Origin of the sequence: Candidatus Tisiphia endosymbiont of Ceraclea dissimilis, from assembly GCF_964030735.1 — a bacterium.
In the GTDB taxonomy this organism is placed as follows: domain Bacteria; phylum Pseudomonadota; class Alphaproteobacteria; order Rickettsiales; family Rickettsiaceae; genus Tisiphia.
Map to the genome: position 1 here is coordinate 1,298,868 of NZ_OZ034917.1, position 12,658 is coordinate 1,311,525.

Annotated in this window: 10 protein-coding genes; 4 read left to right on the plus strand and 6 right to left on the minus strand. The window is 33.0% G+C overall.

From position 1 onward, the window contains the following. Positions 1–178 precede the first annotated feature (178 nt). Together ACQH1V_RS06165 and ruvC are read right to left on the minus strand one after the other, a co-directional pair. The gene (locus ACQH1V_RS06165; RefSeq protein WP_425360187.1) at positions 179–910 is read right to left on the minus strand and encodes an RNA methyltransferase; all 732 of its coding nucleotides are present in this window, start codon (positions 908–910) and stop codon (positions 179–181) included. A gap of 34 nt (positions 911–944) precedes the next feature. After that, entirely contained in the window at positions 945–1,415 is a 471-nt protein-coding gene (ruvC, locus tag ACQH1V_RS06170; protein ID WP_425360188.1) for a crossover junction endodeoxyribonuclease RuvC, read from the minus strand. A 414-nt stretch (positions 1,416–1,829) separates the two neighbouring features. Between ruvC and ACQH1V_RS06175 the strand changes: the two genes are divergently transcribed. From ACQH1V_RS06175 to ACQH1V_RS06190, 4 genes are all read left to right on the plus strand, one after another. After that, on the plus strand, positions 1,830–2,063 hold the full coding sequence (locus tag ACQH1V_RS06175) for a hypothetical protein (RefSeq protein WP_133062952.1): 234 nt from the start codon (positions 1,830–1,832) through the stop codon (positions 2,061–2,063). A gap of 443 nt (positions 2,064–2,506) precedes the next feature. Beyond that, a complete protein-coding gene (locus ACQH1V_RS06180) occupies positions 2,507–3,679 on the plus strand; it encodes an MFS transporter (protein ID WP_425360189.1) in 1,173 nt (390 codons plus the stop codon). A 2-nt stretch (positions 3,680–3,681) separates the two neighbouring features. Then, positions 3,682–4,929 carry a lipoprotein-releasing ABC transporter permease subunit gene (locus ACQH1V_RS06185; RefSeq protein WP_375333659.1) on the plus strand — a complete coding sequence of 416 codons (1,248 nt, stop codon included), beginning with the start codon at positions 3,682–3,684 and terminating at the stop codon, positions 4,927–4,929. Next, positions 4,922–5,587 carry an ABC transporter ATP-binding protein gene (locus ACQH1V_RS06190; protein WP_425360190.1) on the plus strand — a complete coding sequence of 222 codons (666 nt, stop codon included), beginning with the start codon at positions 4,922–4,924 and terminating at the stop codon, positions 5,585–5,587. Before ACQH1V_RS06185 ends, ACQH1V_RS06190 begins: the two co-directional genes overlap by 8 nt. A gap of 510 nt (positions 5,588–6,097) precedes the next feature. On the opposite strand, the gene ACQH1V_RS06195 is transcribed toward ACQH1V_RS06190, so the two are convergent. The 4 genes from ACQH1V_RS06195 to ACQH1V_RS06210 form a co-directional block, all read right to left on the minus strand. Then, positions 6,098–7,444: a methyltransferase gene (locus ACQH1V_RS06195; RefSeq protein WP_425360191.1), complete on the minus strand. Its 1,347-nt coding sequence runs from the start codon at positions 7,442–7,444 to the stop codon at positions 6,098–6,100. A 187-nt stretch (positions 7,445–7,631) separates the two neighbouring features. After that, the gene (recJ, locus tag ACQH1V_RS06200) at positions 7,632–9,425 is read right to left on the minus strand and encodes a single-stranded-DNA-specific exonuclease RecJ (RefSeq protein WP_341748802.1); all 1,794 of its coding nucleotides are present in this window, start codon (positions 9,423–9,425) and stop codon (positions 7,632–7,634) included. Positions 9,426–9,698: 273 nt separating this feature from the next. Continuing rightward, positions 9,699–11,030 carry a hypothetical protein gene (locus ACQH1V_RS06205; RefSeq protein ID WP_425360192.1) on the minus strand — a complete coding sequence of 444 codons (1,332 nt, stop codon included), beginning with the start codon at positions 11,028–11,030 and terminating at the stop codon, positions 9,699–9,701. A gap of 110 nt (positions 11,031–11,140) precedes the next feature. Then, positions 11,141–12,589, minus strand: a complete 1,449-nt coding sequence (locus tag ACQH1V_RS06210; RefSeq protein WP_425360193.1) for a palindromic element RPE2 domain-containing protein — start codon at positions 12,587–12,589, stop codon at positions 11,141–11,143. Positions 12,590–12,658 lie beyond the last annotated feature (69 nt).

The window sequence follows — 12,658 nt, forward strand, 5'->3', positions numbered from 1 at the left end:
TCTTTTGACTCTTAGTTTATTAACTTTTAAAATGATAAGATTATATACTAAATCCTTAAAGTTATGGAAAAACTATATACTTTACCACTTTCACTATTAAGAGGCAACAGGTGGAACTATAGCTAATTTTTTCATAAAAGCAAAGTGTTTTTAATAAACTTAACTATATTAGCTATTTTTATGAACTTAAAGTTGCAATTACCCCCCTTAAAGTTTGCAATTCTGCACTAGATAATTTATCTATACGAGTAAAAATATTCATAATATTTTGTGTCATGTGTAATTTCTTCTCAGGAACTTTAAAAAAATTCTTATTATTTAATTCAGTAAATAAATGTTCAAAAAAATATCCTAATTCACCTCTTGACGCTAACTCCTGTTCATTACTAACATTTACTCTCGACTGTTTACTACGAAACAACTCATAACATATGATAATTACCGACTGGGCAATGTTCAGAGAATTAAAATCTCCGGTATTAATATTAATAATCTTATGGGCATAAGTAATCTCCCTATTTTGCAAACCACAATTTTCACGACCAAACATAATACCTACTTTAAGACCTGCCGGACAATCTTGACTTAAATTCTCTGATAGAACATAATCTTTATTGATATTACGTGATGCTACAGTTGTTGCATATAAATAATCAATATCCTCGATACTGGCTTCTAAACTATCATAAATCTTAGCATCATCTATGATATCTATCGCTGATACCGCCACACTACGTGCCTGTTTGTTTGGCCAACCATCTCTAGGCGTAACAATTCTCAACTCGGAAGCATTAAAATTTTTCATTGCTCTGGCAGTGGCACCAATATTCTCCCCCATTTGAGGCTCTACTAAAATAATAATTGGCATACTCAAATCTTTTGAGCCTGGATGTTTTTGATTTCGTGACATATTCTAATACTTAATTATATTATATATTAATTTTTCAAATTTTTGGGGTGTAAGCAAAGCAAACATAGGCTACCGCAAGAGCATCTGCTTCATCAAAGTTACTAATAGCAACTGCCCCTGGTAGTAAAAGCTTAATCATTTGCAAAACCTGATTTTTTTCGGCGTGTCCATACCCCACTACTGATTTCTTAATAACATTAGGTTTAAATTCTTGAAAAGCAACATCATATCCTCCAATAAGTGACATAACCGCCCCTCTAGCATATCCCAATTTCAAAGATGATACACTATTCATATTAACAAAAGTCTCCTCCATCGCAACAATAACAGGTTGATATTGCGTTATTACCTTTTGCAAGGATGTCGTAATGAAAGCTAACCTTTTATGCATCAGCTCACTTGATTTAGTCTTTATCACCCCGCTAGCTAAATATTTCAGAGGATTAGTATCAATTACTCCCCATCCCATACCAGCTAAAGATGGGTCAATTCCTAGTATAACCAAAATTACTCTCCCACTAATAGATTTTTATAAAAAATTATTTAATTCTTCAAATTATTTGAGTTGATATAGTTAATTCAGGAGAATTTGGGGCTAGGAGCGATGCCGTATAGGCATTAGTTTAAGAAAATAAAGTAGAAAAGTCGTCTATTAGCGAGCCACCGTAGGTGGCGTGGCAATCTTTTCTAATCACTTTTCTGAATTGCTTCGTCGACCTAAGGTCTCCTCGCAACGACGGTTTTTCAGTTATTGTTTTCTTAAACTAACGCTTATGAGCAACAACGTCCCCAATTTCTCATCAATTAACTATACCAGTAAAAATCATATAAATTAAGTATAGATTAACTAAAATGACACATAGTTATCATATTAATAATTTATTTTTATGTAAGAAAACAATTTTATCTATTATTTGACTTGAATATTATACATTTTAAGCTAGAATCACCAGTACAAAAAATGAGGTTTACTATGAAAAATTTACTAACTATTATTCTAACTTTGGCTTTCTCTATTTCTGCTTTTGCTGCGGGTTCGTCTTCTGATAAAAAAGATTCAACTGCTACGGATCAGCAACAAGAAGAAAATGCGGATAACCAAGATACAACAAATACGAAGAAAAAAGACGACAAGAAAGAAGAAAAGAAATAATTTCTTTATTCTACAGGCTGGTATAGGATATTTTCTATACCAGCTCTTTCTTTCGACACTGTAAAAAGTGGTATCATTTCTGGACATTTCGTCTTCTTGTCATTCTCCCGTTTCATTCTTTAGTTATAACCGAATTCTTGTTATTTCTGTGGAAACAGACCTGCAAAATAAGCTGAAAAATATTGGAAGTGTTTTTATATAACTCACCTTACGTATGGCATTTAAAAGTCATATAGAAAATAGTTTAGCGTCATTGCGAGAAGCTACTTTAGTAGCGACGAAGCAATCCAAAAAAACTATTAATGGATTGCTTCAGAGGCTTACACCTCCTCGCAATGACAGCACGATGGGTGCTTATTCGGCGCTAATTCAGGTTAATTGACTATATGCGTAAGGTGAGTTATATAATATATATTCATTTTTAAATTCAAAAGTGTGTTTGCATGAATTTGTTTATTGCTATTATAATTATGGAAATTTTGGCTGGGGCTGAGGTAGATTTATTTGTCCCTAGTTTTCCAGATTTACAAGATACCTTTAATATTTCTACTTTTAAGGTCGAATTTTTACTAGGAATAAATCTTATAGCCCATTGTTTCACAGCTCTAATTGTTGGAAATTTAGGAGATAGGTTTGGTAGAAGAGTAATTATTCTTATAGGTCTTGTAATATTTGTGATTGGCAGTGTATTTTGTCTGTTTGCCATCGATTATTATATGATATTATTTGGTAGATTCCTGCAAGGGGCTGGTATATCTGGAGTAGCAGTGCTTTGCTATCTAGTACTTGCTGATATATATTCGGTCGAACAACAACAACAAATGGTGGGTACTTTAACTGGTACTGTTACCTTAGCTATGGCTTTTGCCCCGGTAGTAGGAAGTTATGTAAATTTTTTGCTTAGTTGGCGAGGGAATTTTGCTATACTGTTAATATTGGGAGTCTTGTGTTTGATAATCGGCATATTATTTATTCCCAAAGGGCAGGCAAATGATAATGTAAAAATATCCCTAAGAGAATATAGCGTAGTCTTTAAGTCTAAAAAAGCTATCTATTATCTAATAACTCTGATTTTTTTATTTCAAGCTTATTGGGTGTTTATTGGTATTGCCCCTGTCTTGTATATGCGAGATTTAGGGGTACCTATTCAACAATTTGGTCTATATCAAGGAGCATTGGCAGCAATATTTTCAGCTTTTAGTTTTAGCAGTGGGTATTTATTAAACAAGTTTGGACAGAAAAAATGTTTTTTCTTTAGTATTGCAGCACTGGTAGCTTTTATAATTGCTGCTATAATTTTGATTATACTTAAAACTAATGATCCATTAACAATAACAATAGTAGTACAATTAGTGGCAGTTGGTAGCATATTTCCTTGTAATATTTTATGGATACTTGTATTAGAGAGTGTGCCAAATGCTAAAGGGAGGATTACTGCTATACTGGTATCAGGAAGATTGATTATTACAGCAATATGTTTGCAATTGGCTAGCTATTTTTATCAGGGTAATTTTACATCATTAGCAATTGTTATGTGTATCACTATAGTCATAGCATTGATTTTCTGTTATAAACTATTGCAAGAAGATAAGATTTTTAATGAATCTGAATTATAATAATGATAAAAAATAATTTTATTCTAAAAGTAGCAGCCCGATATTTTAGAGCCAAGAAGAATGAGAAATTTGTTTCTATTATTTCTGGTTTTTCTTTGATCGGTGTAACCATTGGCGTTGCTGCATTGATCGTGGTAATGTCCGTTATGAACGGTTTTCATTATGAATTAACTAAAAACATTATTGGGCTTAATGGTGACATTAGCATAACCCCATTATCACGTTTTATAGCAAATTATGATGAAATTAACAAAAAGTTACTTAGTAAAAATTATATAAAACATATTTCTCCAAGCGTTGTGGGTCAAGCTCTAGCCCTAGGTAACAGAGCAAATAGTGGTGCGGTAATTAAAGGTATAGATTTAAGTGAACTCAAATATAAAAATCAGATTTTACAAAATGTTAATACCGGAGATTTTGCTGATTTTTCTGGTAAAGATGTGGTGGCAATTGGTAATGAACTTGCTTATAACCTAGGAATTCAAGCAGGAGACAAAATAAAATTAATTTCTCCTAATTCAATTTCTACTGCCTTTGGTAGTATGCCTAGATCTAAAGAGTTCATGGTTGTGGCTACTTTCACTAGCGGTGCATATGATTATGATGCGGCAACTATTTTAATGCCGCTTATTGCCGCACAAAATTTCTTGTCTTTTGGTGAAGTTATTAATCTAATCGAGGTAATAACAATAGAACCGAGTAACGCGGGAATTTATGCTTGGGAGATACAAAATATTTTAGGCTCAAAATTACGAGTGATAAGTTGGCAAAAATCGCATCTACAGTTTCTAAATGCTTTAGCTGTTGAGAGAGTAGCAATGTTTACTATTCTTTCCTTAATTATTATGGTAGCAGCCTTTAACATCGTTTCTAGTTTGTTTATGTTGGTTAAAGACAAAACCTCAGATATTGCAGTGCTGCGTACTATTGGTGCAAGTACTCGGCAGATTATGCTTATTTTTATTTGTAACGGCATGTTTATCGGTGTACCAGGTACTGTTTTAGGTATAATATTGGGTACAAGCTTTGCTTATAATATTCAGTCTATTAAAAATATTTTGGAAAAAATAACTGGTACTAAAATTTTTGAAGCAGCAATTTATTATTTATATAGTCTACCATCGAAGGTAAAAATAGAAGATATAACATTAGTGGCAAGTATTTCTATAGTTTTATGTTTTTGTGCAACAATTTATCCAGCATATAAAGCTGCTAAGTTGAATCCTGTGGATGCCCTTCGTTATGAATAAAGCTGTATTAACATTAAAAAATATTTCTAAAAAATATCAGCAGGGAAAATCTATTGTTGAAGTATTAAGTAATGTTAACTTAACTGTAATGCAAGGAGAATTAGTTGCCATAATAGGTTCTTCTGGTAGTGGTAAGTCAACTTTACTGCATATAGCTGGTTTACTTGATACCCCGAATAGTGGTGTGGTAGAAATAAATTCAATAAATTATTCCCAGAATTATGCTCATATAATAAGATTGCATAATATAGGTTTTATCTATCAACGACATCATTTACTCAAAGATTTTACTGCCTTAGAGAATGTAGCAATGCCGAAATTGATTGCTGGTAATAATCATAAATCAGCTTTCAGGGAAGCAGAAGAGTTGCTAGTAGAGTTAGGGCTGGCTAATAAAATACATAACATGCCGGGTGAGTTATCTGGTGGCGAACAACAAAGAGTAGCTATTGCCCGTAGTTTAATTAATAATCCTCAAATTATTTTAGCTGATGAACCTACCGGTAATCTAGATCCTAATACAGCTAATGAGGTTTTTAACTTATTACTCAAAACTGTTAATCAAAAGAATACTTCTATTATTGTGGTAACTCATAATCATGAAATGGCAAGTAAAATGCATAGAGTATATCAATTAAAATATGGTGAATTGTTATAGTCAATTGATGGGAAGTTGGTGACGTCGTCGCTCAATGCTCGCCTATTACTTATAGGCGTCGCTCCATCGTTCCTGCTACCCAATTCCCCACAACTGTTGAAAGTTAGAAGAGGAAGCGGTTTTAGACCGGATAGTTTAAAAATCGTATGTGGTCAACGTCTATTAGCGAGAAAGACCGTAGATCGACGAAGCAATCCATAAAAGTAACCAAAGATGGATTGCCACGACCACTACGTGGTCTCGCAATGACATGTATGCATCTCAAGCGTCATTGCGAGGAGCCGCTAAAAGCGGCGACGCGGCAATCCAAGAAAAAGCGATTAGAAATAGATTGCTTCGAAGGCTTACGCCTTCTCGCAATAGACGCTTGAGATGCATACATGTCATTGCGAGACCATGTAATGGTTGAAGCAATCCATTACTAGATTGCTTCAGAAGCTTACGCCTTCTTGCTAATATACAGCACGATGGGTGCTTATTCGGCACTAATTCAAGTTAATTGACTATACTTTAAGAAAGTTTTACTGATTTGTCATGAAGCAACATAATCCCTGTAGTAAAAAATGGATCAAATATAGTCTTTACTTCAAACAATAATGCTTCGTTAGTAATTTCTTGTTGCAATTTTTCTCTAATTAAATCAAACATCTCCTGCAAACTTTTACCACCATCTATCATTTGTTTAAAAACATATTTAGTATATTTAGAAACTGGTATAGTAATCTTGACATCTTTTAACAATGAATTATTTAACGTAAAATTAATGACGTTGCCAGCTATCAAAGCACTAGCTTCCATGTGATCATAAATTTGTTTAGCAATACCCGCAATACCATAAAAATATGGTACATTATCCAAATCATCAAGAGTAGCAATAGTATCTTTTGCATTAGAAGCAAAAAAACTATGTTTAATGATATTGCCAACCATTAATTCACAAATTGCTTGCTGAGTTATTATATCCATCCTCTTAATTTTTTGCAAAAGAGAGAAATCACTAATATAATTCTCAATTCTTAGAGCTAATTTTTCACTAACATCAGAAAATTCAACAAAATTCAAACCTGCATTATGGATAAATTCGTATAACTCGGGAATGGAATAAGCCCTATCTTGTTTATGCAAGAACATATCATATAATCCTATATCGCCAAAAAAAACATGGTCTCTTAATAGTTCTTGCCCACGTATATACCAATTAGTTGCAGGGAAGCCAGCCATAACAGCTTTGGCATTCATTATTTCCTCTACCCTATTGTTAACACCCTGATTTACCATTTTCATAATATCTTGTACTTGATATAGTCCAGTACGACCATATTTAGCATAGACCATTACTCCAACTGCTCCGTTGGCAGTTAAAGATTCCTGTAAAATTTTTAAACCATCGGGAGGGCTTTTTAAATGGTGTAATACTCCTGAGCAATTAATATAATCAAACTTGCCTAAATTAAGCTTTGGGATATTTAAGATAGAATCATATACCCATTTAATATTGGTAAGACCACGTTTCTCGGCACGTTTTTGTGCGACCTCCATACTTGGCTTACTAAAATCTAAATATACCACTTCAGCATTTTTATTTTTTAGCTGCTCTGCCATGTATATAGCAGAATCACCAGTACCACCGCCAGCAATTAATACTCGAAAACCTGAGTTAAAATCTTTTTTACCTCGATATAAATAATGATTTAATTCCCCCAAAAATTCACCAGTAATAGCCAGTAATCTTTTTGTTTCATCCTCAGGATCTCTATAAGGATAGGGGTAATCTTGATAATGTTCTTGAACTACAGCAAGATCGCTTGTTGCTTCGATAGAAGAATTAGTCCGTGTTTTTAGTTGCTTAGTTGCCATAGAAAACTTATATATAATGGTTAATTATGCTCCTTATCTAAACGTCATTGCGAGGAGACCATAAGGTCGATGAAGCAATCCATTCTTATGTTTTTTCATCATTTTGGATTGCTTCGTCGCCACCAAAGTGGCTCCTCGCAATGACTTTCAAGACAGGAGATGTACAAACTCATATTAGTAGAAAAAATCATATTATCAAGTCCTTTATTTGTAATTGTATAGTATGACGTTCTTGCCAGCTATTGACTTTTAATGACCCAATCACGGAAATATTATAAGACTTAACATTAAGCAATATATTCTCTATTGGACTAGACACGGCATTAAAAGCAATAGCAGCAAGGGCTTTAGAGCCAAAAGCTTCCTTAGAAGGTGCTAGCAAACATTTTATATGTTTACCACCAACTATGTCAGCTTTCAAAACAAAAAGGTTAGAGAATTTAAATATTGGTTCAGGATTTCCCTGACCAAATGGCTCAAGTTTACTTAGCTCATCCATTAATAGCAAATTTACACTACTAGTAGTGAGCTCAGCATCATATTCTTCGCCTATAAGATCATTCTGATTATTCATATCACTCTTAAAGGCGTGATTTAAGAATTCTTGCAACTCTAGTAATTTTTCTTCTAATACTGTAAATCCAGCAGCCATTGAATGCCCCCCGCCAACTACAATTAACTCTTTAGTCTTGGCGTTGATAATTTTACTACCAAAATCAACATTTTTGATAGAACGGCAAGAAGCCTTACCTATTCCATCATTTAAAGCTATAACTGACACCGGTTTATTAAATTTTTCCTTTAATCTTCCAGCGACAATACCAATCACACCCGGATGCCATCCTTTACCAATTATAAATAATGAGCTATCATTTTCCTGAGTTAAAGCTATTTGAGTAGCTTCCTCTATCATTATCAGTTCTATTACTTTCCGCTCATTATTATGTTTCTCCAACTCCTGTGCTAATCTATTTGCTTCTATTGGACATTCGGTAGATAAAAGATTAGCCCCTAATGATGATTTACCAACTCTTCCACCAGCATTAATCCTAGGTCCCAAGACAAATCCCAAATGATAACAGTTTGGTTTTTCATTTAAGCCAGCAATATCGCATAGGGTTGTCATACCTAAATTTTTTCTTTGCTGAAGGATTTTTAATCCTTGAGTAACAAAAGCACGATTTAAGTGAACAAGCTTCATTACATCGCATACCGTACCAAGGGCAACTAAATCTAAATACTGCATTAAGTTAGGTATAGTAATATCATCCCTACCACTAATGTCATGGTGATTGGCAAAGAAATTTTGTTTTTTTAAATCAGATAATAAGGCAGTAGCAAATAAAAATGATACTCCTACAGCAGCCAGATACTTATAATCGCTGGTTTCATCAATACGATTTGGATTAACAACGGCAACAGCCTCAGGTAATATATCACTACTAATGTGATGATCGATCACTATCACATCAAGCCCTACTAGTGCTGCATGTTTCAGAGCCTCATGTGCCATTGCTCCGCAATCTACAGTAATAAGCAGCTTAGTTCCATTATCCTTAATTTTTTGCATAGCAGCTGGGGTTGGTCCATATCCTTCAGCAATTCGGTCTGGAACATAAATATCAACATTTTGCCCCAAATCTCTAAATAGATTCTTAAGCAATGATGAAGAAGTAGCCCCATCAACATCATAATCAGCAAATATGCAGATTTTTTGTTTATTTATAATGGCTTCTATAGCTCTATCTACTGCCTTTTGCATATCAAGTAAATGAAAAGGATTGGGCAGTAAATTCTTAATCCTAGGTGATAAAAAGTCAGCCGCTTGTGCTAAGTTCTCCAGGCGAGGAGATAGAACCCTAGCTAGAAAATCACTAATTCCTACAGAACGACAAAGCTCTAGAACAGCATCCTCGTTGACTAATCGCTGCTGCCAAATTTTGCCATTTACTGAACATTTAGATTCTAGTGCTATTGACATGTAGGGTAACCTTATTAAAAAGTGTAAAATCTAGTTATATAGTCAATTAACCCGAATTAGTGCCGAATAAGCACCGCTGTCATTGCGAGAAGGCGTAAGCCGACGAAGCAATCCATTTTAATCGTTTTTTGGATTACTTCGTCACCACTAAAGTGGCTCTGAGCCATGACGCTAAGGCTAAATACTAATCGGATTTATAACATTGCCAATTCAAGTTAATTGACTATATCTATAATATAACAGATTTTTATGCTCCACTAATAGCTGTTTTCATTATTTTTGCGATGTTTTGCAATATCTAAATTTCAGATAAATTGGCAGGCTAAATAATGTTAACACTCTTATGACATAGTAGTAACGGTAATCACATGCCATAGTAGCAAAAAGTAATACTACCGAAAAGACAAGACCTATCGCAACAATATAAGTTAAAATAACCTTCTCAGGATTATTAGATTGTTTATTTGTTAAAATAGCTGCTAAATACACAAATATTAGTATAAAACTAATAAAGTTCTTAGTTATTAGCCTTGGAAATGCTTTTAAGTAGAATATCACTAGGTCTTTTACATGATTTTTTTTAAGATAAATGCCATATTTTTCAGCTTCATTAGGATCAATAAATAAATCGTCACTATAATACTCTGCACTCTTCATTAATAAGATGAAATTCTTTATACGATGTTTAAGAAAAGCTAGTGGATAATGGGTTACAGCTTTTACATAACTAGATTCCAGCTCTTGTAGCTTTATAGGGTCTGATGTTGAATTATAAATTCGATCATCACCAAAAACTAAAGCATTAACTAAAGTCGGTGTATAGAGAGATTTAAGCTTTTCAAAACTATATAAATTTTTATCTTCTTTGACATAATCTGGTAGTAAATCATCATTATCTATTGCAACAATCACCCCTGCTATGTCAAATAGTTGGCGTAATTGTTTTGCATGACTATCAGTAGAAAAATGCTTAGCAAGATAATTATTACCCTCTATTATTACTAAAGAAAGAATAATAGTTACTATTATCCTAATAAACCAGTTAGCTTTAAGAGAAACTGATAATACAAACAAAATTAAAATTGGGGCAATAAATTGTGCTTGAAATTTAACACCAACAACATAAAAAATAACTAATAACAATCCAATAGCTGCCAAATAAGATGGTCGTTTTTGATGATAGCTATAAAAAATACAACTAGCTATTACAAAAAAACTACCTAAGCCAAACCCTATATCTTTCCAAATTACCCCGGATTGAGCTAATATATTTGGAAGAAATGGTATTACAAAATAAAGATATCTATATTTATTTTGTCGATCAGCATAAAAAAGCAATAATACCCCACCCCACAACAATACTAAATGCCATAATAGCATTATCTGTGGTCCTTGATAGATATGATTGAGTAACGACCATATCATTGACATTAAAGGTGGATGATGAGAAAAATAATTTCCACTAATACTTTGTTCATATTGAGAAAAGCTATCAACCGTCATTCCACCAGGATAGGCTGATAAAAAATGAAAAAACATTAAAGCAAAACATAAAATTATGGGATAATATTTACGCCAAAATTTTGTATAAAAAATATTTTTCATAATTTAAAAATCCTTGAGATATTATAAATTCCCGCCTATACGCATAGGCATCGGTTTAAGAAAACAATAATTGAAAAACCGTCATTGCGAGGAGACCTTAGGTCGACGAACTACGTGCCTACACGGAAATGAAATTTGTTACTTCCATGTCTAAACTTCAGATAAATTGGCAGACTAAATAATGTTAACACTCTTATTACATAGTAGTAACGGTAATCAGATGCCATAGTAGCAAAAAGTAATACTACCGAAAAAACAAGACCTATCGCAACAATATAAGTTAAAATAACCTTCTCAGGATTATAGTCAATTGATGAGAAGTTGGGGACGTCGTCGCTCAATGCTCGCCTATTACTTATAGGCGTCGCTCCATCGTTCCTAGCCCCAAATTCTCCTGAATTGACTATATCAGATTGTTTATTTGTTAAAATAGCTGTTAAATAAACAAATATTAGTATAAAACTAATAAGGTTGGTTGTTAAAATCCATGGATATTTTTTTAAATATTTTGTTATCGCCTTTTTTAAGTGATTATTCTTAATATCTATATTATGTTTTTGAGCTTCGGTAGAATCAATAAAGCCATAGTGATAGAATCCCGTGTTGGTCATTAAAAAAGCAAAATTAATCATTCGATGTTTTAAAAAAATTAGAGGATGGTACATTATAGCTTTTATATAAGCAGACTGCATCTCTTGCAATTTTATAGGGTCTGATGTTGAATTATAAATCCTAGTATCACCAAAGATTAATGTATCAACCCACCTTGCAGTATATTGTGCCTTGAGCTTTTCAAAACTATATAAATTTTTGTCTTCTTTAACATAGTCTGGTAATAAATCATCATTATTTATGGCAACACTCACTCCAGCAACATCAAAAAATTGAGGTAATTGCTCTGAATGACCCTCTGTAGAAAAATATTTAGCAAGTGTAATATTACCATATATGATTATTACGGAAATAATACTAGTAGCTGTTATTCTTATCAAAATATTAGTTTTAAGATAAACTGACAATATAAACAAAATCAAAATTGGTACAATAAATTTAGCTTGAAATTTAACCCCAACAATATAAAAGCAAATCAATAATAATCCAACAACCACCCAGAAAGGTGCTGTTTTTTGTCGATAAGTAAAAAAAATACAAGTAGCTATGCAGAAGAAAGTACCTAAGGCAAAAACTACATCTTTCCAAATTGTTGCAGATTGAGACAATATATTAGGCGAAAGGGCAATTACCAAATATAGATATCTATATTTATTTTGTTGATCTGCATATAGAAGTAGTAGTATTCCACCCCATAAAAATGCTAAATCTACCAATAGCATCAATTGTGGACCTTGATGGATATGATTAATTAACGACCATACTATTGACATTAAAGATGGGTGATGAGAATTATAATTTCCACTAATACTCTGCTGATATTGATCAAAACTATCAGATGACATACCACCAGGATAGGCTGATAAAAAATGAAAAACCAGTAAGATGAAGCATAAAATTATAGGATAATATTTATGCCAAAATTCTGTATAAAAAATATTTTTCACAATCTTAAAAATCCTTGAGATAATCTATTCTTATGGAATGGATTGTTTCAACCATTGCATGGTTTCGCA